Source organism: Streptococcus mitis (assembly GCF_002096735.1).
GTDB lineage: Bacteria > Bacillota > Bacilli > Lactobacillales > Streptococcaceae > Streptococcus > Streptococcus mitis_CZ.
Genome location: NZ_NCVC01000011.1, coordinates 116,157 through 140,719, shown reverse-complemented (window position 1 = coordinate 140,719; position 24,563 = coordinate 116,157). Strand labels below are relative to the sequence as shown.

Below are 24,563 nucleotides of genomic sequence, written 5' to 3'. Positions count from 1 at the left end.
GATTTTTATCGCTCTGAATATCAAAAAAGAAAGGACGAAATTTGTCCTTTCTCGAGCTTAGCTTTTCTTCAACCCACTACAGTTGACAAAGAGCCATCAAATTTTATTTTTCAGCTGTAAGGGCAGCCATTGTGATGTAGTTGTATGGTTTGTTGAAGTGTGGCAAGAAGAATAGGTCTGTCAATGCCAATTTATCAATTGTCACATGCTCTTGAATAGCAAGTGAGAACATGTGAATTCCCATACTAATCGCAGGGTCATGTGAAACCATTTGTGCACCAAGAATTTCACGACTATCTTTGTCAAAGACAATCTTGATGGCTACTTCATGGTTATCATGTTTCATGAATTCTGGTTTTTGAAGATCGTTAAAGCCTGTTTCAGTTGCGTTGTAACCAGCAGCTTTAGCTTTTTCAAGAGTCAAACCAGTTGAAACCATGTGAAGACCGTAGATTGAGATACCGTTTGAACCTTGAACACCGATTCCTTCCAATTCATGTCCACAAGCATTGTAAGCACCAACAATACCAGTACGAACTGCGTTTGAAGCAAGTGCGATGTAGCTTGTATCTTTACGAGCGTTGTCATAAACAGTCGCACAGTCACCTACTGCGTAAACGCCTGGGATAGATGTTTCTTGTTTCTTGTCTACAAGGAAGGCACCGTTACGGAAGAGTTCAATCTTACCATCAGCAAGAGCAGTATTTGGACGGAAACCAACTGCAAGGATAACCATATCCACATCGAAAGTTTCTTTATCAGTAATCAAGCGTTCAACTTTACCGTCACCCTCAATTGCTTTAACAGTTTGACCAAGCGCCAAGCGAATGTTGTGATCTTCCAAGTTCTTCGCCATCATTTGTGTGAAGTCTTTATCATAGTAACCGTTCAAAACAGTATCAACGATATCAACAAGGACAACTTCTTTTCCAAGACGTTCAAAGGCTTCAGCAAGTTCAACACCGATGTAACCACCACCAACAACGGCGATACGGTCAAGGTGCTGGCTCTTGTCAGCAAGTTTATTGATAACTTCTTCAGCGTTTTGGTACAATTTAACGAATTGTACATTTTCAAGAGTTGCTTTAAATTCGCGGTTTCCTTTAACAATTTCAACACCTTCGATTGGTGGCAAGATTGGTGTAGAACCTGTAGCAAAAATCAATTTCTCGTATGATTCTTTGTGTTCTTTTCCTTCAACTTCAGCTGTAACTACTTTGTTATCATAGTCGATTGAAAGAACTGGTGAATTCATGTAAACCTTAGCACCCTTAGCTTCCAATTTTTCTTTATCAGAATAGAACAAGCCTTCAGCACCGTCAATTTGTTCACCAATCCAAAGGGCCATTCCACATCCTAGGAAAGAGATGTTAGAGTTTTGGTCGAATACAACAATTTCGTTCTCATTACCAAAATTATCCAACATAGTATTAATACATGCTGTACCAGCGTGGTTAGCACCAACTACAACGATTTTACTCATAGAAAAATTCCTACCTTTAATTTAAAATTTACTCTTCTAGTATAACATTTACTGTTAGCGTTTACAAGAGTTTAGCTAATTTTCCCGATTTTTTTGTAAAAAAATGTAAATAATCTGTATTTTATCAGCCTTTCTTACAATTACTCTTTATATTTTCTGAGCATATTTCTTGACAAGTTTACAAATTTTATTTGTGAAAACGCTGACTTTATGGTATGCTAGTATCATGGAAAGAAAATGTAAGGGGTTCATTTTTCATAAATTTACTATGTTTCAACCTTCTTTTCATAAGAGAAAGGAGTTGGTAGCTTGCCTCTAAGTTCACATTCTGAACGCCTAATGGGAACCACTATCACTATTTCATTAGTGGATGAGCGAGCAGATATCTTGCTCCAAAAATCCTTTGATTTACTCAGAGAGCTCGAATACCGCTTCAACGCCAATAGCCAAGAATCTGAGTTGATGGAAATCAATTATCAAGCAGGAATAGCTCCTGTCAAGGTTCATCCAGACCTGTTTGAACTGATTTCACTTGGGTTAGAGCATAGCCTAGCGCCCTCTAGTCATCTCAACATCAGCATTGGTCCCTTAATTCAAACCTGGCGTATCGGTTTTTCGGATGCCAAGGTCGCCCAGCCTCAAGAAATTGAATCGGTGCTACCTTTAATCAATCCTCATTATATCGAGTTAGATTCTTCCACTTCCACTGTGTTTTTGAAACAAAAAGGAATGAAGATTGATCTTGGTTGTTTAGCCAAGGGTTATAGTGCGGATAAAGTTGCCCAATTTCTGAGAGAAGAGGGAGTAACATCTGCCTTGATCAATCTGGGAGGGAATATCCTGACTATTGGAAAAAATCAGGCAAGAGGAAATCAGCCTTGGCAAATCGGGATTCAAGACCCAGCCAATCCGAGGGGAAATCACTTAATGACCATCCCTGCTGTCAATCAATCTGTCGTGACTTCAGGCATTTATGAACGTCACCTGACTATCGATGGAAAAGATTATCATCATATTTTTGACAGTCAAACAGGATATCCTGTTGAAACGGAACTAGCGAGTCTCACCATCATCTCTGATAAATCCGTTGATGGTGAAATATGGACAACTCGTCTTTTTGGAGAAAGACCTGCTTCTATCCTCTGGCAAGTCGAAAGTTTAGAGGGCATCGAAGCTATCCTCATCGATAAGGAAGGTCACCTAAGCTGTTCTTCAGGAATTCCTACTCTATAGAAATAGATGTTTCAATAGAGTTTTAAAATCGTATTATGTAAAAAGAGAAAGGAAATCTCATGTTAAAACTTATTGCTATTGTTGGAACAAATTCAAAACGTTCTACAAACCGCCAATTGCTTCAATACATGCAAAAACACTTTGCTGAAAAAGCTGAAATTGAACTTGTTGAAATTAAAGACATTCCTGTCTTCAATAAACCAGCTGACAAGCAAGTGCCTGCTGAAATTCTGGAAATTGCTGCTAAAATTGAAGAGGCAGATGGCGTTATTATCGGTACTCCTGAGTATGACCACTCTATCCCAGCTGTTTTGATGAGTGCTCTCGCTTGGTTATCTTACGGTGTTTATCCACTTTTGAATAAGCCAATCATGATTACCGGTGCTTCATACGGGACACTTGGTTCATCTCGTGCCCAATTACAACTTCGTCAAATCTTGAACTCACCAGAAATCAAGGCAAGCGTCCTACCAGACGAATTCTTACTTTCTCATTCTCTCCAAGCCTTCAATAACAATGGAGATTTAGTGGATCTTGATGTTATTCAAAAAATGGATGCCATTTTTGATGACTTCCGTATCTTTGTAAAAATTACAGAAAAATTGCGCAACGCACAAGAATTACTTCGCAAAGATGCTGAAGACTTTGACTGGGAAAATTTGTAAGATAGGAGACCAAAAAGAATGAAATTTGTTGGACTTGTAGGATCAAACTACGATCAATCATATAACCGTAAACTCTTGGAATTCATCCGTCGTCACTTCAAACTCAAATTTGAATTAGAAGTTCTTGAAATTGATGAAGTTCCAATGTTTAACCAAGACGAAAAATGGGATGAAAGCTTCCAATTGCGTCTCTTGTATAACAGAATTACACGTGCTGATGGTGTCATTATCGCTACTCCTGAGCACAACCACACAATCTCAGCTTCTCTTAAATCTGTTCTTGAATGGCTTTCATACGAAGTTCATCCATTTGAAAACAAACCAGTTATGATTGTGGGAGCTTCTTACTACGACCAAGGTACTTCTCGTGCCCAAGTTCACCTTCGTAAGATTCTTGACGCTCCAGGTGTCAATGCCTATACACTTCCTGGAAACGAATTCCTTCTTGGTAAAGCCAAAGAAGCTTTTGACGCAGAGGGCAATATCACGAATGAAGGAACAGTTAAATTCCTCGAAACTTGCTTGGATAATTTTGTAAAATATGTAGGAGTTGTTTCAAAATTGAAAAAACCAAAACCAATTGAACCAGAAGATTTGGATTGTGGCAGACCAATTGCTACCACAATCACAGAAGTTGATCCCGATGATCCAGAATGGGTTGAAAAAGTTGCTGAAATTACTGGTGCGGTTTCAGGTGATACCTATGTCAAACTAGATCATGGTATCTTAACTGTTAACCAAATCGATATGTTCTTGAAAGCAATGCCATTTGAATTGACATTTGCAGATGATAACAACCAATTCTTATACTACAATAATGTTCACCAAGATCCAAACACCATGTTTGCTAAACGTGTACCATCTCAATCTGGTAACCGTCTCTCAACTGTCCATAACTCACTTCCCGGTGGACGTATGAAAAATGTTGAATGGGTTGTCGGTGTACTGCGTAATGGTGATCAAGAATATGTTCGTACAATCGTTCCTGGATCTCCTGCAGGGGTTATCAATACTCACAACTATCAAGCTATGTACTATCCTGATGGATCATACGCTGGTATCAATGAAATAGTCTTCAACTTCCAACCATGGCTTGATTGGTACCTCAATACAACTGGTCAACGTCTAGTTGGTGGAAATGCTGCAGCTCCTGCTGGCGGACATGGTCACGGTGATGCAGATGCTACATCTGGAGCTTCTGATGCAGGTGAGGCTGGAGGCCACGGTGGTGGTGCAGACGCTACATCTGGAGCAAGCAACTAATAGTAGTTTTAGGAACCAAATTGGTTCCTTTTTTAACCAAAAAAGACTAGCAGTTTGTATCTGCTAGTCTTTTGATTATTATTTCATCTATCTTTGTTAAAAGAAAGAATATTTATACTCAATGAAAATCAAAGAGCAAACTAGGAAGCTAGCCGCAGGCTGTACTTGAGTACGGCAAGGTGAAGCTGACGTGGTTTGAATTTGATTTTCGAAGAGTATTATTATGAATTTGGATCATCGAGACTACGGCCATGTAACCCTTTTTCACGTTGGACTTGACGTAGTTTCTCTGGTGTCACATCGTTGCCTTCTTCGTCCACAATTTTGATCCCTTCGATGTGGTGACGAACAGTGCGACGGTACCCTTCGATGTACTCCTCACGTAGTTTGGCTTGTTCAACTTTTTCTTCTGGTGTCAAGCCTTCTGTTTTTTTCTTTTTGGCAAGCTCGTTAATACGATCAATTTTTTTAGGATCCATGTTTCTCTCCTTTGTGATAAGATAAAGTCCGTTTATCAAATTTTATTTAGTGTTAATTTGGTTAAAACGAGCAAGCTTAGCTGCTTTTTGAGTTAAATGAGACAAGATTGCCAAACGATTTTGACGGACAGCCTGATCTTCGGCCATAACCATAGTATTTTCAAAGAAAGAATCAATAACTGGGCTAAGAGCAAAAAGTTGTTTCAATTGCTGACTGGCAGTACCTGATAAAACGAGTGATTCTACTGCTTCTGCCAATGCTTTCTCTTCTTCATTCTCAAAGAGAGCTGAATCAACTGTAGCAACTCCTTCTGCCTTCTCAGCCAAGTTAAAGGCACGAGAAAGTGATTCGACAGATGGTTTAAAGTCTTCTTCCTTGCTTGCTTCTACGAGAGCACTTGCTGCTTCCAACATATCCGCCACAACAAAGTTCGATCCTGCAAGAATGGCTTCCTTGATATCTTTTGGAGTAGAGCCCATGATCTTATCAACACGAGCCTTGATAAAGTCCATAACCTCTGCCTTATTTTCATAAGTCAAGCTGTCAAATGTTAATGCATAAAGGCTATCAATCAGCTCATCCATAGCAATGCGCCAACCAAAAGCATCCAAGATACGAACCACACCTTGGGTCGCACGACGAAGGGCATAAGGGTCATTAGAACCTGATGGAATCAAACCTACTGAGAAGAAACTCAAAATCGTATCCAATTTGTCTGCAATGGCTAGAATGGCTCCAACCTTGCTCTCTGGAAGTTCTCCTTCGGCTGATGTAGGCATGTAGTGTTCACGAATAGCAGCTGCAACTGCTGGAGTTTCACCAGAAAGAAGGGCATATTTCTCACCCATAATACCTTGGAGCTCGTCAAATTCGCCAACCATACCTGTCAACAAGTCAAACTTGTAAATGGCTGCTGCACGAGCAAGGTCAACTGTTTCATCCACTGACAAACCAGCTTTTTCTGCCAAAAGTACAGCGATTTGACCCGTACGAATCATGTGTTCACGAAGGGAACCAATTTTCTCATGGAAGGTTACATTGTTTAATTTTTCAACAAGGTCTGAAATAACCAATTTTTGGTCTTCACGCCAGAAGAATTCTCCGTCTTCCAAACGAGCTACCAAGACTTTTTCATTTCCTTTGATGACATTTTCCAAATGCTCTGCGTTTCCGTTACGGACAGAAATGAAGTTTGGCAAGAGGTTGCCATCTTGATCACGAACAACAAAGTAACGTTGGTGTCCCTTCATCGAAGTCACCAAAACTTCTTCTGGAACTTCAAGGTATTTGGCATCAAAACTTCCCATAAAGGCAGTTGGGTATTCAACCAAGTTCAAGACTTCATTAAGCAAATCAGCATCAATTTCGATGCGTACACCATGTTTCGCCTCAATTTCCTTGATTTGGTCAACAATCATTTGCTCACGTTCACGAGGATCCGCGATTACAAACTGCTTACGAAGGTCTTCTTCGTAGCTCAATGCTGACTGAATCTTAGTTTCTTGTCCCAAGAAACGATGACCACGGCTGACACGATCTCCCTTGATATCAAGGAAATCCAAATCAAACTCTTCTTCATCTAAAAGAACAGTTAAAGTGTGAACAGGGCGGATATATTCAAAGGTGTTGTTAGCCCAGTGCATGCTGACAGGGAAAGTCAAGGACTTCAAGACATCTACAACACCAGGAACAATGGCTTCAACTGCTTGACCAATTTCTTCCTTAGTGACATAGACATATTCTTCACCCTTAATTTCACGAAATTCGATATCTTCAACAGTCAAGCCTTTTCCTCGGACAAATCCTTGAGCTGCTTTGGTGAAATTTCCATCACTATCCAAGGCAATTTTCTTTGCTGGCCCCTTAAAATCTTCTGTCAAATCAGACTGTTTGTCTGCAAGACCAGTCACACGAACAGCCAAACGACGTGGTGTTGAGAAGGTTTGAATGGCTTCAAAAGACAGGCGGTTTTCCTTGAGGAAGGCTGCCATTTTTTCGCCTAGTTGTTTTTCACTTGGTGTGACAACATAGGCTGGTAATTCTTCAAGACCGAGTTCTACTAATAAGTTTTTTGTCATGTTTTTTCTCCGAAAAGTATCTTTTTATTTTCCAGTTTGCCTTATGTGATTGGCACGCAAGCAACCAACTTCATTGTTTCATTGCTAAAATTGGAGCCAAAAGTCTCCAATTTTGCCTAGTATCCTTAGCTTCACTAAGGATACCTTCATCACTGCGGCACCTGGTTCAGGGCTCACACTGTTCGCCCATTTTCGTAATTTGTCACTCTCTTTATTCTGCGTCTTCTGCTAAGAGTTTAGCTCGTGTTGCTTCATCCAAAAGTGGGTAGCCTAGGCGTTTGCGCTCTGCCACAAAGGTTTTGGCTACAACACGGGCTAGGTTACGAATACGAGCGATATAGCCTGCGCGCTCTGTTACAGATACGGCACCACGCGCATCAAGAAGGTTAAAGGTATGTGAACATTTGAGAACATAGTCATAGGCAGGGTGCACCAATCCTTCTTCCAAGGCGCGTCCAGCTTCTTTTTCAAACTTATCAAAGTTTTCAAGCAACATTTCTTGATCCGAAATTTCAAATGAATATTTTGAGTGTTCGTACTCAGGCTGGATGAAGATTTCTCCGTATTTTACACCATCAGCCCATTCGATATCATAGACAGAATCCACTTCCTGAATATAAGAAGCCAAGCGTTCCAAACCATAAGTAACTTCTGCAGTCACAGGGCCAGTTGCCAATCCACCTACTTGTTGGAAGTAAGTGAACTGAGTGATTTCCATACCATCAAGCCAAACTTCCCAACCAAGACCAGCTGATCCAGTCGATGGATTTTCCCAGTTATCCTCAACGAAGCGAATATCGTGTTCCAAAGGATTGATTCCCAATTTTTCCAAAGATTCAAGGTAAAGTTCTTGGATATTTGATGGAGAAGGCTTCATAACCACTTGGAATTGATGGTGTTGGTAAAGACGGTTAGGGTTTTCCCCGTAACGACCGTCAGCAGGACGACGTGATGGCTCTACATACGCTGCATTCCATGGCTCAGGTCCGATAGCACGAAGGAAAGTGTAAGGACTCATTGTCCCCGCACCTTTTTCATTATCATAAGCCTGCATAAGCATACAACCTTGGTCATTCCAAAATTGTTGCAAAGTCAAAATAATTTCTTGAAATGTTAATTTCTTAGACATTGAATACTCCTTAATAAAAATGATTTCTTGCGACACGAGTCTGCCTCGTCGATTATACGAGGCAAGACGAGTTAGTACTGCGTCTAGCTCAGCACCCTAGTGCTGAGCGTGGGGCAGTCCGACTGTAAGGAGGTTTCTGCCACTGAGGCAGCGGAAAGTCAATTTTTTAGACATTGTTTACTCCTTTAGTTTTTATATTTCTTTTTCAATTAATTTCTGCTGAACAAACCAATTTAACAAGGGAAGAGTTTTATCTGTATTTGCCCATAAATGATAAGAATCGAAGACCGCTTGTACACTACCTAGATTTTCTACCAACTTATCTATTGTCAAAAAACTACGCCAGTATTCGTAAAAAATACTTGCATAGTTCTTATCATAAGTCGAAGAACCAAAATCATTCAATGAATGCCAACCATACTTCTTCTGAAAAAGTTCTACAAGAGATTGATTACAAATTTTTTCCGCTTGAAATTCCTCTTCTGTCAAGAAATACTTGCGACTAATATATTCAACCATCCCCTCTTCGAACCATATATAAGAGTCGTAACCATCAAAATCATCTAAAAAATACTCCGACCAATGAGCTAACTCATGTCCTACAATCTGTAAGAGGAAATTTTCAGATAAAGAATGATAGTGATTTTCTATTGCTTGAGTTTGCTGAGAACACTCGTAGTCCATCAACTGATACAAATACAACTCTTTCCAAACAGCTAAATCAGGCGTCATAACCATTCGTCTATTATTTGTATAGGCTGGAACAGCGCTTTCCCTAATAATCTGTGTAGCAGCATTAAAACTTGACCAAATAACAGCTTGCGGTAAATCACAGACTGCAAGTTCATTCTTTAAAAAAGATTGATAATCTTTCAACTTTTCAGTATTTCTTACTACAAAATTACGAAATGCAGCTAGTTGACTATCGTCTTTTACAAGATAAAGATTTTCCACGTCTCTCCTTTCTTTCACATAATAGACTGAATAAGCGAAAGAACCACGTCCGACAATCCTAGGTTGATTTAACCTAGGGGCGTCAGAAACGCGGTTCCACCCTAATTTATTACTTCATTGTTTTTGAAAATACTACAGAAAGCGCCAGTTCTTTATTTTGTTCTACTTGGCTCCCACTATCCCAAGCTCGCTTGAAGAACACCATAAGACTTTCTTTCCTGCTGACTATTATATCAAAAATTAGAACAATGTACAATTCTTTTTATGATTTTCTAGAAATCCATATCATCAACTCGTGGAGCACCAGACTGAACAGCAATTGTTTTTAAAGTTTCTCTCTCCTCATGACTCAGTTCAATTCCAAAGCAATCAAGATTAGCCTGAATACGAGACGCTGTGACAGATTTCGGAAGCGGTAAAAATCCTTCTGCCAAGCTCCATGCCAAGGCTATCTGAGCAACAGACTTTCCATGATTTGCTGCGATTTCTTGCACTTGCTTGCTATCAAACAGTTCTCCCTGACCAAAAGGGCCCCAAGCTTCCAATAAAATTCCTTTTTCTCTACAGTAAGCTACGACTTCCTCTTGATACACACCTGGCGCCAAACGAACTTGATTGACCGCTGGAAGAATTTTTGCTGTTTCAAGCAAGGCATCCAAATGATGGGGAAGGAAATTACTAACTCCAATAGCACGGATTTTTCCTTCTTGATAGAGGTCTTCCATCGCTCTCCAAACTTCTGAATTTCGGATTTTCCAGTGGTTATTTTCTCTGAGTGGTTTTGGATTTGGCCAATGAATCAAATACAAATCCAAATATTCCAAGCCCAGCTTCTCTAAAGACTCTTCAAAAGCCTGACGAGCTTGCTCATAGCTATGATTTGTATTCCAGAGTTTGCTGGTTACAAAAATTTCCTCACGCGGAACGCCACTATCTTGAATGGCACGACCAACGCTTTCTTCATTTTTATAAATAGCTGCCGTATCGATATGGCGATAGCCTGCCTTTAAAGCCTCTAGTACAGCTTGATAGGCAATCTCTCCATTTTCAGCTTTCCAGGTTCCAAATCCCAGTACTGGAATTGTAACACCATTGTTTAAAGTATAAGATTTCATTATTTTCCCTTTCTATGAGAAGAAAATCCAAAGAGCCAAATTTTCAAGGAAAACTTTTCTCTTTAGATTTTGTGTATTATTGATTGCGGTCGTAATAGAGCTGATGAGCTTTAAGACGAGAGTCTAACAAATCTGGAATTGTCACAAAGTCATAACCCTGACCTTTCAAATAGTCAATGACCTTTGGTAAAGCATTCACTGTTTCAGCATGGATATCATGCATGAGAATAATAGAACCATTCTTGACTTCACGCTGAATTTCTGTCAAAATAGATGCTTCATTTTTACTTTTCCAGTCCAGACTATCTACATCCCACATAATAAAGCTCAAATCGAGGCTATTGCGAATGTCGTCTGTAATGGCTCCATAAGGCGGACGCATAAGTTTAGAGCTAGAACCCAGCACCTTAGTTAGCGCATCCTCAGTATCAGTAATTTGTTTTTTAGCTTCATCAAGCGAAAGTTTTGAAAGAACTGGATGGCTCCAACTATGGTTTCCAATGACATGACCATCTGCTTTCATTCGTTTCAAAATCTCTTCATTGCCAGAAACATTCTTACCTAAAACAAAGAAAGTTGCCTTGATACCATACTTAGAAAGTGTATCTAATGCTTGATTTGTCGTTGTAGGATTTGGTCCATCATCAAAAGTCAAGGCTACTACTTTACGATTTTTCTTTTCATAATAAGCCTTATATAGTTCTGCGTCCTTATCTAATAAATAAGAGGACTGAATAACCTCAAAGAAACTTGATACCGGCAAGGCAATCTCATCTAGATTTTCAACTGACTGACTTGGATAAAGGATAATCTGACTATCCTTGTAATCAAAATTCCATGCAGACAAGTCTTGGTCAGAGAAGCCTTTAACAACTTGATCAATCTTTTCTTGCTCCAATTTCTTATCCTGTAAGAAAGTGGTGATTTCTTTTAACAACTGCTCTTTGGCTTTACTAGGATCTGAAAATAATTGATCAAGTGTAAAAGGTTTACCATCTTCTGTCAAATGTACTTTTGCCAGACTAGTTTTTTCAGTCTCTTCAACTTTTGACGAAGTTAAATCATAGACTTGTTTCATCACACTTCGGTTGACAATCCCTTTTAAAGTCGAATCCTGTTTCTCCGTATAATAAAAAACCAGATTTTCCTTATCCTCTAGATTGTCTTTAATATCCTGTGTCATAATTCCCTTTATAGACGAAATCACTTGCTCCCCTTGGAGAGGATAATAGGCAATTACTTCGGCTTTTCCCTTACGAAAATGATCCTTCTGATTTCCCTCACTCAATTGATCATCTTTCTCTTTTTTGAGCGATTCAATCTTTTGTTCAAAACTTTGTTTTGTGTATATTTTGTATCCAATTATTGAACCAAGGACACAAATACTTACTGAGAAGATAGCTACTAGGGCTATTAGACTCATTCTTACCTTATCGTGATTCTCACGCTTTGCTCTACTTTTATCCATAGAACCATCATATCAAATTCAGGCTATAATTTCAATGATTTGGGAGGAAATAGTATATTAAAAAAGAGGGGAAGTCCCCCTCTCAAGATTTTATTTGACTGCTTCTTTCAAAGCGTCTACCTTGTCCAAACGTTCCCATGGAAGGTCAATATCTGTACGTCCCATGTGTCCATAAGCTGCTGTTTGACGGTAAATTGGACGTTTAAGATCCAACATTTGGATAATTCCTGCAGGACGAAGATCAAAGATTTGACGCGCTGCTTTTTCAAGCTTGCTTTCAGCTATTGTTCCTGTACCAAAGGTATCGATACGAACAGAAACAGGCTGCGCAACACCGATGGCATAGGCCAATTGCACTTCTGCTTTCTTAGCAAGACCTGCTGCAACGATGTTCTTGGCAATATAGCGAGCCGCATATGACGCAGAACGGTCCACCTTAGTCGCATCTTTACCAGAGAAGGCACCACCACCGTGACGAGAGTAGCCACCATAAGTATCTACGATAATCTTACGACCAGTCAAACCTGAGTCCCCTTGAGGTCCACCGATTACAAAACGACCAGTAGGATTGATGAAGAATTTTGTTTGCTCATCCAAGTAAGAGGCTGGAATAACCTCTTTGATAACCTTATTAATGACATCATTGTGAATTTGTTCGTTGCTAACTTCTGGATCGTGCTGAGTTGAAATAACAACTGTGTCCACACGTACTGGACGGTCATTTTCATCATACTCAACCGTAACTTGTGATTTAGCATCTGGGCGAAGATAGCTAATTTCCCCAGACTTACGAAGTTCTGCCAGACGACGAACCAATTTATGACTGAGTGAAATTGGCAAAGGCATGAGCTCTTCTGTTTCATCCACTGCAAAGCCAAACATGAGCCCTTGGTCTCCAGCACCAATTAAGTCCAGCGGATCTTGGTCTGCATTTCCACGAACCTCCAAGGCTTCGTTAACACCTTGGGCAATGTCAGGAGATTGTTCCACCAAAGATGGATGTACTCCTACAGTCTCAGCAGAAAAACCATATTCTGTATTAGTGTAGCCAATCTCTGCAATGGTATCACGAACCACACGGTTAATATCCACATAAGCATTTGTAGATATTTCACCAAAAACATGGACGGAACCAGTATATACAGCTGTCTCAGCAGCAACGTGCGCCTCTGGATCTTTAGCTAAAATAGCATCCAAAATCGCATCTGAAATTTGGTCTGCAATCTTATCTGGATGCCCCTCAGATACAGATTCAGACGTGAATAATTTACGTTCTGACATAAAAATGTCCCCCCTTAAAAATAGTGTTATAGAGTTACAAAGTACTGATAGGTATTTCTATAGTCTAAGAGTTACGACGCGAAAGAAATAAAAACGATAATTTTTTATTTCTGAAGCTAGTAAGGCGCATAGGGTGACCGCATTATAGCGGCAACCGTAGAATGACGAACGACTTTGGAGCCATCATTCTTTGCGAATTGCGACGCGAAAGAAAAAATAGAAATTTCTACCATCTTATCGGGACTATATAACTTTACCATTATACCATTTTTAAACGCAATTTGCAGTCTATAATGTAGTGTTTCTGTATAGATAGTTCGTTCTCATAAATAAAAAAAGTTGGAGCTCAGTACTCCAACTTTTTCTATTAAAATGTTTGGCGTTTTGCTTTACGCTCTGCACGACCGCGAGCACGATTTTCAGCGCGCTTGGTTTTGCGGCGCTTTTCATCAACCGCCCATTGAATTTTCTTCTTATAACCTGGTTTGACTTTTTTCTTTTTCTTTTTAACCAAACCAATCATTTCGATATCAAGCTTATCCTGCTTCTTTTCACGGTTTGCACGACGATCACGGTCATAGGTATCTTGGAATTCTCCATCTTTTACCATCTTCGGAGTAAATTTAATTCCTAATTTCTCCAACTCACGGATATCCGAGTCATCGCTTGGCTGATAAAGGGTAATAGCTGTACCTGGTAGGCCATTTCGTCCAGTACGACCAACACGGTGAACAAAGAAGGACAAATCTTGCGGAATAGCATCATTGATGACATGGCTGACACCTTCAATGTCAATTCCACGCGCTGCCAAATCTGTTGCGACAATATACTCAAAATCCAGATTTTTCACCTGGTTCATGATACGTTTGCGCTCACGAGGGGCAATACCCCCATGGATTTTTGCCACCTTCAAGCCTTGAGCAGTCAGATATGAATACAATTCATCAGCACGCGTTTTAGTGTTAACAAAAATCATTGCCAAATACGGTTGCATCAACTGAGTCAACTGGTAAATTTGAGCATTCTTGTCACGTCCCTTTGTAGAAATCAACCAATTATCAATGGTATCAGAAATGACCGTTTTGGTCTTGATTTTCTCCATAACAGGATTAGATAAGTATTTTTTCAAGAATGGTTGCAGTTTTTGTGGAATAGTAGCTGAGAAGACCATGAATTGTAGGTCTTTTGGAAGGCTTCCAGCAATCTTATCAACAGTTGCCAAGAATCCCATATCCAAGGTCATGTCTGCTTCATCGACCACAAAGGTCTTAGCCTTGTGAATAGCTAGGTCACCAGACTTAACTAAGTCATAAATACGACCTGGCGTACCGATAACAATATGAGGCTGGTTACTTGCCAATTTGTCAATCTGGCGAGCCTTATCTGTCCCTCCCACATAATTAACCACACGAACTTCTACTTCTGAGTGAGTAGCAATCTGACGGGCTGCTTTGTAAATTTGAGTAGCTAATTCACGGCTCGGTGCAGTAATGACTGCTTGAACACTATCGCTGGCTTCATCTAATTGCTGGAAAATCGGCAATAGAAAAGTGTGAGTCTTACCCGAACCTGTTTTTGATTCACCGACTAGGTCACGACCTGCCAAAACAATAGGAATCAACTTGTCTTGCACCTCTGTTGGAGTTGTAAATTTCAACTCCTCCAAGGCTTCTCTAATATAGTTTTTAAATTGAAATTTCGTAAATGACATAATATCCTCGATTCTATCTATCTTACCAATTATACCATATTTTATTCCATTTCAGTAGTCTCACTCATAGAGCTTACTTTCAGTAGTTCATCTAATCAAAAAAAAGGCTGGAATTTGTGAATCCCAACCTCTTTTTAGTCCTTATTTCCAGTTTAAAATAGCATTCAAGCCATAGTGATCACTAACTTGCGGACTATTGTTGCCATCAAATACGACATGTAAATTTTCCACCGCTAACTCTTTGGTAGTAAAAACATAGTCGATTCGAAGGGGTTCTGTGTTCCCCTTCCAGCCATCAATTTCTGGTGGAACAGTATAGCTACCACTTTTCTCTTGAGCAACTTCAAATGCGTCTTGTAAGCCTAATGGACTAGCTAAAATAGCTTGGTAACCTTCCTGACCAGCTGGGTTGTTGAAATCTCCAGCAAGCAAAAGTGGCTTGTTCAATTCTTTCAAGACAGCTTCAAATCGCGCCCATTCTTCTTGGAAACCTTTATCCCACCAAGAAAGATGGACACTTGCAACTGCAAGCTCCTTACCATCAACTACAGTTTCAGCCAAGGCAACACGACGAGTATGATAGTCTGTTGGATCATCCACATCTGAAATCAAAATTTCTCTTGCTTCAATATGTGTTTTAGACAAGATAGCCACACCTTCATGGTAGCGGTCATAACCAATATGGTTATAGGCCCAAGTCCAGTAGTAATCTTTCCCTTGCTCTGACAACTTTTCAACCAAAAGTCTAACATAATGGTCTTGGTGAATAGGCTCAGCTGCTGGCAAAGCTTGATAAAGGTCATTAACCTCCACCTCTGGCGAAGTAATCTCCTGATTGATTTCTTGGAAACATATCAAATCATAGTCCTTTTCAAGAATATCCTGAAGCAAAATCTGGAATTTTTCCTCTGCTTCTTTTTCCATCCAACTGTGAGTATTGAGTGTTAAAAATTTCATTCTTTTCTCCCAAAATAAGAGGTTGGAATACAGCTTCCAACCTCAAGTATATTACAATTCTACTTTAGCAACTGCTGATTTAGCTGCAAGAGAACCTGTTTTTTCTAATTTAACTGATTTAATTGCATCACCATTTGTGAAGACAACTACTGTTGAAGTTTCACGACCTGCTGCACGGATAGCATCCAAGTCAGCTGTGACAAGGAGATCTCCTGCTGCAACTTTTTGTCCTTCAGCAACATGAACTGTAAATGGTTTTCCTTCAAGACTTACTGTGTCCAAACCAATGTGAACCAATACTTCAAGACCTGCTTCAGTCACAAGACCAAGAGCATGTTTTGTAGGGAAGATGCTTGATACAGTACCTGAAACTGGAGATACAATGTTTCCATTTGCAGGTTCTACAGCAAATCCATCACCCATCATTTTTTGAGCAAATACTGGATCTTTCACTTGTTCCAAAGCAACAACTTGACCATCTGCTACTGAGTAAACTTCCTCAGTAAGACCTTTGAAGTGTACAGTGTTTTGTTGCGCTTCCGTCATTTGACTTGGAAGAGTTTCAGGAATGATTTCACCTGAATCAAGGATATCTTGGATATCAGATTTCAATACGTCTGCTTTTGGACCGTAGATAGCTTGAACTCCTTGTCCTTTCATGACAAGACCCATAGCTCCTTCTGCTTTCCATTGTTCTGCATCACCGACTTTATCAGCATCTTTTACAGTTACACGAAGACGAGTCATACATGCATCAACATCAACGATGTTTGCACGTCCACCAAGAAGGTTGATAATGTTTACAGCTTGAGAACCTGCTGCAACTTTCACTTCGCTGCTAGCTTCTTCTGAACCTTCAGCAGTTTCGTAATTTCCGTTACGTCCTGGAGTTGCGTAGTTGAATTTTTGAATCATGAAGTTTGCGATAAAGTACATGATTACGGCAAAGAGAACAGTTACCCAGATAAAGTTAACGATATCCATACCAATACCAGCATTAATTGCTAGTGGTGTACGAGTCAAGAATTCAATTGAACCGAATGAGTGGACACGTAGGTTTACTACGTCAGCCATAGCGAAGGCCGCACCTTGAACAAGTGAGTAAACAAGATACATAGGTGTTGCTACAAACATGAACATGTATTCGATTGGTTCAGTAACCCCTGTCAAGAATGTTGCAAGAGCTGTCGCAATCATCATACCTTTATATTGATGTTTCTTATCAGCATCGACATTACGGTAGATAGCAACGATCATACCCATCAAGATACCGAATGAACCGATCATTTGTCCAACTTTGAAACGAGCTGGGTGAACAGTATCTAACAATTGTTGGTAGTGACTTGCATCTGTACCTTTAAGGTTAACAAGGTCTGTTACCCATGCAAGCCATAGTGGGTCTTGACCAAATACTTGAGTACCTTTAGCTGCACCAGTTAAAATGTCATAAGTACCACCAAGAGCTGTGTAGTTCATTGGGATAGTCAACATATGGTGAAGACCAAATGGCAAGAGCAAACGTTCCAAAGTACCATACAAGAATGGTGCAAGGATTGGAGCAGTTTCTTGTGAGTTGGCAATCCAGATACCAAAGCTATTGATACCTGTTTGAACTACTGGCCAGAAGGCAGCAAGTAGAATTGCAGCGATTGCTGAACGAAGAATAACTACAAATGGTACGAAACGTTTCCCGTTGAAGAATGAAAGTGCATCAGGAAGTTTACGGAAGTTGTAGTATTTATTGTAAGCAGTTGCCCCTACAAAACCTGAGATAATCCCTACAAACACACCCATGTTCAATGCTGGAGCTTCAAGAACACTAATGAAGTAATCAGCAACTTTGATTGAACCACCAAAGAGAGTTGTGACCATAGCATCTGGATTTTTCAACATATCTCCTGATACACCAAAGATTGTACCAGTGATACGGTTAATCAAGATGAAGGCAAGACCAGCGGCGAAAGCACCACCAGCACGTTCTTTAGCCCAGCTTCCTCCAATTGCTAGGGCAAACAAAATGTGAAGGTTACCGATAACCCCCCAACCAATTTGCTCAAGAATTCCACCTGTAACTACAAGTGGTGCAAAAGTTGGGTTAATCATTACGATAGACTTACCGATTGAAATCATCAAACCAGCAGCCGGCATAACCGCGATAACCACCATCAAAGCCTTACCGAATTTTTGCCAAAACTCGAAAGACAAGACATTTTTGAATGTATCTTTCATCATTCAAATCTCCTTTATTTTTATTTAGGCAAACGTTTTACGAAAACGTTTGCACTTTCTATAATTCAATTATACCACTTTAATTTTTTTTGTAAAGGCTTTTATAAAAAAAAGTAGACTTTTTTCTAAAATTTTTGTAGTAAAAAAGGAGATATTAAAATCTCCTCAAATATACTTCTATTTTAGATTTTCAGGAATCGGCGCATTGAAATTCCTGATCCGATTGAACCGATAAAAATTCCAATCACAAATAATAAGGCAATCATCAGTGGACTGAATACTTCTGGTGATATCATTGAAAGGTTCTGACCAACCAATGACTTATTAACAGATTGGTAAACCATTTTATAGACAATAAATACCAGAACTGATGGAAGTGTTGCTCCAAGCAAACCAATGAAGGCACCTTCAAGCAAGAAAGGTCCGCGGATATAGCCATTCTTAGCACCTACTAAACGCATGATTTGAATTTCACGGCTTCGTGAAATAATGGTGATACGTATAGTATTAGAAATCAAGAACACCGCAATGAAAATCAATAATCCAGCGATAACTAGTCCCCAAACACGAATAAATGAGGCTAACTTAAACAAGCGTTCTGTATTAGCACCACCATCTTGAACTTCTGATACACCTTCGATTTTTTTAGCCTCTTCTGCTACTGTCTTTACATCACTTGGTGTATTTGTATCAACGATATATGCATCATAGAGAGGATTGGCATCGCCTTCAAAGATTTTCCAGTTGTCCCCCATTGTTTCTGTCAACTTTTCATATTGTTCTTCTTTACTTGAAAACGTAACACTTTTAACGGTTGACATACCTTTCAAAGCATCATATACCTTATGGTAGTCGTTATTTGTAACAGTTTGACCTTCTTTTTCAATGGTCTCACTATTATCAGCTACGTCCTTACGAATGTATACCATTACTCGGACATTATTTTCGATATCTGTAGCTAGTTTAGCCGTATTAAAGATAACAGATGCAAATATTGCAACCAAGGTCAAAGTAATCATAACTGAACTAACAGCAGCTACTGTCATCCAGCCATTTCGTTTCAAACTTTTTAACGATTCAAATAAATGACGAAAAAATCTACTAATCATCGTATCCATATTCTCCTTTAGCTTCGTCACGAACGACACGGCCATTTTCAATGGCAATGACACGGTGGCGCAAGGTATTTACAATCTGACTGTTGTGGGTAGCCATCAAGACAGTTGTACCTTGGAGATTGATGCGTTCCAGCAAGTTCATAATTTCCCATGAATTATCTGGGTCCAAGTTTCCTGTTGGTTCGTCCGCAATCAATACTTTTGGATTGTTTACAATGGCACGTGCAATTGCAATCCGTTGCTGTTCTCCCCCTGAAAGTTCATTTGGGAAAGAACGAACCTTATGCTTCAATCCAACCAAGTCTAAGACTTCCATAACACGTTTTTTGATATTACGGCGACTTTCTCCAATTACCTCCATTGCATAAGCAATATTTTCATAAACGGTTTTCTTTGGTAACAGTTTATAATCTTGGAAGACAACCCCAACACTACGACGTAGGAGAGGAACATCTTTCTTTTTAATTTTAACCAGATTAAAACCAGCAACAGATAAGCTTCCTTTTTCGATTTTTACTTCGCGATACAAAGAACGAATAAAGGTTGATTTCCCAGCTCCTGAAGGTCCTACGATGTAAACAAATTCCCCTGGTTGAACGCTTACCGAAACACCACGTAGGGCAGTCGTTCCGTTGTCGTATTTTTTGACGACATCTCTCATTTCAATAATTGACATGTGAGTTCCTTTCTATCTTAGCTGATTCTCCACTTGAGATAGGCATCAATAAAACCATCTAGGTCTCCATCCATAACCTTATCTACTTGTGCAACTTCAAAGTTAGTTCGATGGTCTTTTACCATAGTATATGGCGTGAAAACATAAGAACGAATTTGACTTCCCCATGTGATTTCCTTTTTCTCACCCTTGAGGGAATCAACTTCCGCAGCTTTCTTTTCTTGCTCCATTTGATAGAGCTTAGCCTGCAACATCTTCATGGCACGATCTCTATTTCCATACTGGGTACGATCGACCGTTGACTGGACAACAGTCCCAGTAGGAATATGTGTTAAACGCACACCTGTTGAAACTTTATTGACGTTTTGTCCACCAGCTCCACCTGAACGAAAGGTATCCATCTTGATATCATCTTCACGGATTTCCACTTCAATGGTATCATCCAATTCTGGCATTACTTCTACAGATGTGAAAGAGGTATGGCGACGTTTAGCAGAGTCAAATGGTGAAATTCGCACCAAGCGGTGAACACCCATTTCTGATTTGAGAAGACCATAGGCATTAGGTCCTTCAAATGATAAGGTTACTGACTTGATACCAGCTTCATCTCCTGCTTGGTAATCTAATACTTCCACTTTAAAACCTTTAGCATTTCCATAGCGAGTATACATACGAAGCAACATATCACCCCAGTCCTGAGCCTCAGTACCACCGGATCCTGGATGGATTTCCAAAATCGCATTATTATGGTCATAAGGTTCTGACAAGAGCAAGGTCATCTCGTAACTGGTCATCATCTTATCAAGTTCGGATAACTGCGTTACCAATTCTTCATGAACCGACTCATCTTCAGCTAAAAAGTCTAATAAAATTTCGACTTCATCCTGCAACTCTTCCATTTTGTGGAAGGTGTTGTATGTGTTTTTTAATTCATTTAATTCTTGCGACGTTTTTTGGGCCGCGATATTATCGTTCCAAAAATCAGGTTCTGTCATCTTGTTTTCCAAGATGGCAATCTCTTCCTCTAGACCTTCGAGGTCAAAGAGACCCCCTGAAAGAAGCTAATTTTTCACGATTTGCGTCAATTTTCTGACGAATTTCTGAAATGTCCATAAATACTCCTTTTTTACATCATTTAATTATAGCATATTTTATCATTTCTTTCCATCTTTTGCTCTAATCCCTTATTAAACATAAAAAGAAGCCTTTCGGCTTCCCTTCTTATAAAACTTTCGCAGAAGTACGACTAATCTCTTCCACTTGAATATTTTCAGCTTCAAATTTTTGCTTTAATGCTATCAAATCAACTGAACCATCAATTTGAACTTCGATAATCACCTTACCATCTTTACGCGGAATATTGACTGTATGGGAGATATTTAAATTTTCTTCAACGATTAGAGAAACAATCTTACCAAGAACGCCAACTTCGTTTTCCGTAACAAAGCGCACACGAATTCCTTCCTCACCATAACCAGCAATTTCAAGAAAGGCTTGGAAAACGTCACGGTCCGTAATAACCCCATAGACTTGATGGTTATCTACTACAGGAAGAATACCAATCTTATTTTTCAACATCAGATAAGTTGCATCCTCTAGACTCGCATAGCCTGAAACAGTGACAACATCGCGAATCATGACATCTTTTACTTTTGTCTTATTTAGAAGATAATTCATCTCATAGATAGAAAGACTTGTTGCCTTGGATGGACTAGCTTGGGCAATGGTTCCCTCAGTAACCAAACCAACCAATTGATCATTTTCGATAACAGGCAAGCGGTGTAATCCTTGCTCTCTCATCAAATCTGCTGCATGAGATACTGTTGTATCTGGACTAATATACACTACCTTGCGGGTCATAAAATCTTTAACTGCCATGAGACTTCTCCTTTTCTATTCTTATCCCTATTATACAATCTTTTTGTAAATCTATCAAACGCTTACATTTCTTTTTCAAAATTCAGAAAAGTATGAATAAGCTAGTAAAAAGAGCTCTAAAATCGAGCTCTGTGAATGAAAGTAAGATATCTTTCATTCGATTTTTTCAATTATTAGAAATCAACCTTTTAATGTAGATAAAGACTGCTTTACAATCTATATCTGTCAACTAAAAATGTCCCCTGGACTATAATGATGATTGCTTCGCAATCTCCATCTGCCGACTAAAAAGGTCCCCCGGACTATTAATGATGATTACTTCGTAATCTTCATCCACCGACTAAAACAATCCACTGGATTTGATAATTGCTTCGCAATCTTCATCCGCCGACTAAAAAGGTCCCCCGGACCTTTTTAGCCACCTAGATATGCTTTTCTGACTTCTTCTGATGAAGCGAGTTCTTTTCCTGTTCCTGATAGAACGATTTTTCCTGTTTCCAGTACATAACCTCGGTCAGAGATTGCGAGTGCCTTATTGGCATTTTGCTCAATCAAGAGGACGGTTGTTCCTTGCTTCTGGATATCTTGAATGATATCAAAGATCTCTTGAATAAAGATTGGGGCAAGTCCCATTGATGGTTCATCTAAAAGAAGAAGTTTTGGTGTTGACATAAGAGCACGTCCCATGGCAAGCATTTGTTGTTCCCCCCCTGAAAGAGTGGCTGCATCTTGGTTCTTCCGTTCTTCAAGACGAGGAAAGCGTGAGAAAACCTTCTTCAAGTTAGCTTGATTTTCTTCACGATTTTTCTTTAAGAAAGCTCCCATTTCAAGATTTTCCATAACAGTCAAGCCAGGAAAGACGTGGCGTCCTTCTGGTACTTGTGAAAGACCACCTGCCACGATTTTTTGAGCTGGCATTTTTTGGATTTCTTGACCTAAAAATTCAATCTTTCCAGAACTTGGTCTAACCAAACCAGACAAGGTACGGAGAATGGTTGTCTTACCTGCACCATTGGCACCGATAAGGGAAACAACTTCTCCTTCATTCACTTCAAAGCTTACATCACGGACTGCTTGGATCATGCCGTAATGCACAGAAAGATTATCAACTTTTAACATAGACATTAGGCTTCACCTCCTAGATAAGCTTCGATAACGCGTTTATTGGTCTTAATTTCGTCAGGAGTTCCTTGTGCAATCAAACGGCCATATTCAAGTACGTAGATACGTTCTGTTACTTCCATAACCAAATTCATATCGTGTTCAATCAGCATGATCGTAATCTTAAATTCATCTTTGATACGACGAATTAACTCAGTCAATTCAGCTGTTTCCTGTGGGTTCATACCTGCTGCTGGTTCATCTAAGAAGAGAATTTTAGGTTCCGTAGCAAGGGCACGAACAATTTCTAAACGACGTTGTTGTCCGTAGGCAAGATTTTTAGCAAGAGTTTCTGCATCACCATCTAAATCAAAGATTTTCAGCAATTCCAAGGCTTTAGCCTTTAATTCTTTTTCACTCTTGTAAAAAGCTGGTAAACGTAAGAAACTAGCAAAAACATGTTGTTTGTGATGGTTGCCAAAAGCAATCAAAACATTATCCAAAACTGTTAAATCTTTAAAGAGACGGATATTTTGGAATGTACGTCCAAGTCCCAAAGAAGCAATCTTATAAGGTGACTTTCCATTCAAAAGGTGACCATCTAAGGTTACTGTTCCCTCACTTGGTTCATAAACACCGGTCAAAAGGTTGAAAAGAGTGGTTTTCCCAGCTCCATTTGGACCGATTAGTCCAACCAGTTCCCCTTCGTTCAATTCAAGAGTCACATCTCCAACAGCTGTTAGACCGCCAAAATGTTTGGTTAACTGTTTTACTTCAAGTAATGCCATTAGTTTTGTTCCTCCTTCTTAGATTTTTTAAAGAAACGTGATAGGCTCAATTCCCATGTTCCAAGGAGTCCACCTGGTCTGAAAATCATTACCAATACCAAGGCCAAAGCGTAAATAATCATACGCACACTAGCAACATCTTGGAGAAGCATATTCAAAATTCCCAAAACAATAGCTGAAACGATGGCACCTGTAATGGAACCAAGTCCACCAAATACAACAATAATCAAAACGTTGATTGAGTTGATGAAAGTATAATCTTTCGGTACAACAGACCCGATAAATCCTGCCTGAAGTGACCCTGCAATACTTGCAGTAATAGCACCAAAGACAAAAGCGATAATTTTAATTTTAGTCGTATTAACCCCAACTGACTCAGCAGCAATTTCATCCTCACGAACGGAGAGGGTTGAACGACCAATTGGACTACGCAAGAAGTTTAAGGTTGCAATGGTTGTGATCACGACAAAGAAGTAAACCATTTGCCAAGTTGTAAAGTTAGGAATTCCCAAGATACCTGCTGCACCATTTGTAAGGCTTCCACCATTGATGATAAAGATACGGATAATTTCAGAAACACCAAGAGTCGCTACCGCAAGATAGTCCCCCTTCAAGCGTAAGGTTGGAATTCCGACAAGCAAGGCAACTGCTCCTGAAAGCAAAGCACCTATCAGCATGGCTCCAAAGAAGGCACCGTAGGTTGGTGATTTAGAACCAATAATAGCTGCTGCATAGGCACCAATCGCCATGAAACCAGCATGCCCAAGTGAAAATTGTCCTGAAAAACCAACGATTAAGTTGAGACCAACAGCCAGAATAATATTAATTCCTATTTGTTGTAAAATCTGTACATAGAATAGATTGAGTACTCCGACTGAAACCAGTACACTAATCAAGCCATAGCCAGCTAACAAAAGGAGTAACCATAGAATATTAACTTTTAAATTTTCTTTCAT

21 protein-coding genes are annotated in these 24,563 nt (G+C 39.6%); 3 read left to right on the top strand and 18 right to left on the bottom strand.

What is annotated here, in order from left to right; genetic code table 11:
• Nucleotides 1–103: 103 nt before the first annotated feature.
• On the bottom strand, nucleotides 104–1,483 hold the full coding sequence (gene nox, locus B7703_RS01970; protein WP_084923421.1) for a H2O-forming NADH oxidase: 1,380 nt from the start codon (nucleotides 1,481–1,483) through the stop codon (nucleotides 104–106).
• Between the two features lie 309 nt (nucleotides 1,484–1,792).
• Here nox and B7703_RS01965 point away from each other — a divergent pair, with 309 nt between their 5' ends.
• Genes B7703_RS01965 through B7703_RS01955 form a run of 3 tightly spaced genes read left to right on the top strand, consistent with a single transcriptional unit; the run spans nucleotide 1,793 to nucleotide 4,644 of the window.
• Entirely contained in the window at nucleotides 1,793–2,716 is a 924-nt protein-coding gene (locus B7703_RS01965) for an FAD:protein FMN transferase (RefSeq protein ID WP_084886818.1), read from the top strand.
• Nucleotides 2,717–2,775: 59 nt separating this feature from the next.
• Nucleotides 2,776–3,381 (top strand): NADPH-dependent FMN reductase, encoded by a 606-nt coding sequence (locus tag B7703_RS01960; protein WP_084923420.1) that lies wholly within the window; start codon nucleotides 2,776–2,778, stop codon nucleotides 3,379–3,381.
• 18 nt (nucleotides 3,382–3,399) lie between these two features.
• Complete coding sequence (locus B7703_RS01955) at nucleotides 3,400–4,644, top strand: NAD(P)H-dependent oxidoreductase (protein ID WP_049500118.1); 1,245 nt, start codon at nucleotides 3,400–3,402, stop codon at nucleotides 4,642–4,644.
• A 221-nt stretch (nucleotides 4,645–4,865) separates the two neighbouring features.
• Here the strand turns inward: B7703_RS01955 and B7703_RS01950 are convergent, their stop codons facing one another.
• From B7703_RS01950 to B7703_RS01865, 17 genes are all read right to left on the bottom strand, one after another.
• A complete protein-coding gene (locus tag B7703_RS01950) occupies nucleotides 4,866–5,123 on the bottom strand; it encodes a DUF896 family protein (RefSeq protein ID WP_000371299.1) in 258 nt (85 codons plus the stop codon).
• 42 nt (nucleotides 5,124–5,165) lie between these two features.
• On the bottom strand, nucleotides 5,166–7,202 hold the full coding sequence (gene glyS, locus B7703_RS01945; protein ID WP_084923419.1) for a glycine--tRNA ligase subunit beta: 2,037 nt from the start codon (nucleotides 7,200–7,202) through the stop codon (nucleotides 5,166–5,168).
• 211 nt (nucleotides 7,203–7,413) lie between these two features.
• A complete protein-coding gene (glyQ, locus tag B7703_RS01940; protein ID WP_000038733.1) occupies nucleotides 7,414–8,331 on the bottom strand; it encodes a glycine--tRNA ligase subunit alpha in 918 nt (305 codons plus the stop codon).
• Between the two features lie 192 nt (nucleotides 8,332–8,523).
• Complete coding sequence (locus B7703_RS01935; RefSeq protein WP_045611929.1) at nucleotides 8,524–9,285, bottom strand: elongation factor Tu; 762 nt, start codon at nucleotides 9,283–9,285, stop codon at nucleotides 8,524–8,526.
• 272 nt (nucleotides 9,286–9,557) lie between these two features.
• Nucleotides 9,558–10,400 carry an aldo/keto reductase gene (locus B7703_RS01930; RefSeq protein WP_084923418.1) on the bottom strand — a complete coding sequence of 281 codons (843 nt, stop codon included), beginning with the start codon at nucleotides 10,398–10,400 and terminating at the stop codon, nucleotides 9,558–9,560.
• Nucleotides 10,401–10,476: 76 nt separating this feature from the next.
• Entirely contained in the window at nucleotides 10,477–11,868 is a 1,392-nt protein-coding gene (pgdA, locus tag B7703_RS01925; RefSeq protein ID WP_084923417.1) for a peptidoglycan-N-acetylglucosamine deacetylase PgdA, read from the bottom strand.
• A gap of 90 nt (nucleotides 11,869–11,958) precedes the next feature.
• Nucleotides 11,959–13,149 carry a methionine adenosyltransferase gene (metK, locus tag B7703_RS01920; protein ID WP_084923416.1) on the bottom strand — a complete coding sequence of 397 codons (1,191 nt, stop codon included), beginning with the start codon at nucleotides 13,147–13,149 and terminating at the stop codon, nucleotides 11,959–11,961.
• A 367-nt stretch (nucleotides 13,150–13,516) separates the two neighbouring features.
• Nucleotides 13,517–14,860, bottom strand: coding sequence for a DEAD/DEAH box helicase (locus tag B7703_RS01915; protein ID WP_084923415.1), 1,344 nt, complete (start codon nucleotides 14,858–14,860; stop codon nucleotides 13,517–13,519).
• 141 nt (nucleotides 14,861–15,001) lie between these two features.
• Entirely contained in the window at nucleotides 15,002–15,817 is an 816-nt protein-coding gene (locus B7703_RS01910) for an endonuclease/exonuclease/phosphatase family protein (protein WP_084923414.1), read from the bottom strand.
• A 51-nt stretch (nucleotides 15,818–15,868) separates the two neighbouring features.
• Nucleotides 15,869–18,049 carry a PTS transporter subunit IIBC gene (locus B7703_RS01905; protein ID WP_080983361.1) on the bottom strand — a complete coding sequence of 727 codons (2,181 nt, stop codon included), beginning with the start codon at nucleotides 18,047–18,049 and terminating at the stop codon, nucleotides 15,869–15,871.
• A gap of 179 nt (nucleotides 18,050–18,228) precedes the next feature.
• Nucleotides 18,229–19,155 carry a permease-like cell division protein FtsX gene (gene ftsX, locus B7703_RS01900; protein WP_000625545.1) on the bottom strand — a complete coding sequence of 309 codons (927 nt, stop codon included), beginning with the start codon at nucleotides 19,153–19,155 and terminating at the stop codon, nucleotides 18,229–18,231.
• A complete protein-coding gene (ftsE, locus tag B7703_RS01895) occupies nucleotides 19,148–19,840 on the bottom strand; it encodes a cell division ATP-binding protein FtsE (protein ID WP_000022269.1) in 693 nt (230 codons plus the stop codon). Before ftsE ends, ftsX begins: the two co-directional genes overlap by 8 nt.
• Nucleotides 19,841–19,857: 17 nt before the next feature.
• A protein-coding gene (gene prfB, locus B7703_RS01890; protein ID WP_140224011.1) for a peptide chain release factor 2 occupies nucleotides 19,858–20,953 on the bottom strand; the annotation gives its coding sequence in 2 pieces (ribosomal slippage) (nucleotides 19,858–20,880 and nucleotides 20,882–20,953; 1,095 coding nt in all).
• Between the two features lie 108 nt (nucleotides 20,954–21,061).
• Nucleotides 21,062–21,718: a CBS domain-containing protein gene (locus B7703_RS01880; RefSeq protein WP_084886845.1), complete on the bottom strand. Its 657-nt coding sequence runs from the start codon at nucleotides 21,716–21,718 to the stop codon at nucleotides 21,062–21,064.
• A gap of 414 nt (nucleotides 21,719–22,132) precedes the next feature.
• The gene (locus B7703_RS01875) at nucleotides 22,133–22,843 is read right to left on the bottom strand and encodes an ABC transporter ATP-binding protein (protein ID WP_000062200.1); all 711 of its coding nucleotides are present in this window, start codon (nucleotides 22,841–22,843) and stop codon (nucleotides 22,133–22,135) included.
• Nucleotides 22,843–23,607 carry an ABC transporter ATP-binding protein gene (locus B7703_RS01870; RefSeq protein ID WP_001185997.1) on the bottom strand — a complete coding sequence of 255 codons (765 nt, stop codon included), beginning with the start codon at nucleotides 23,605–23,607 and terminating at the stop codon, nucleotides 22,843–22,845. The genes B7703_RS01875 and B7703_RS01870 overlap by 1 nt, the downstream gene beginning before the upstream one ends.
• Nucleotides 23,607–24,563 carry a branched-chain amino acid ABC transporter permease gene (locus B7703_RS01865; RefSeq protein WP_000662286.1) on the bottom strand — a complete coding sequence of 319 codons (957 nt, stop codon included), beginning with the start codon at nucleotides 24,561–24,563 and terminating at the stop codon, nucleotides 23,607–23,609. Before B7703_RS01865 ends, B7703_RS01870 begins: the two co-directional genes overlap by 1 nt.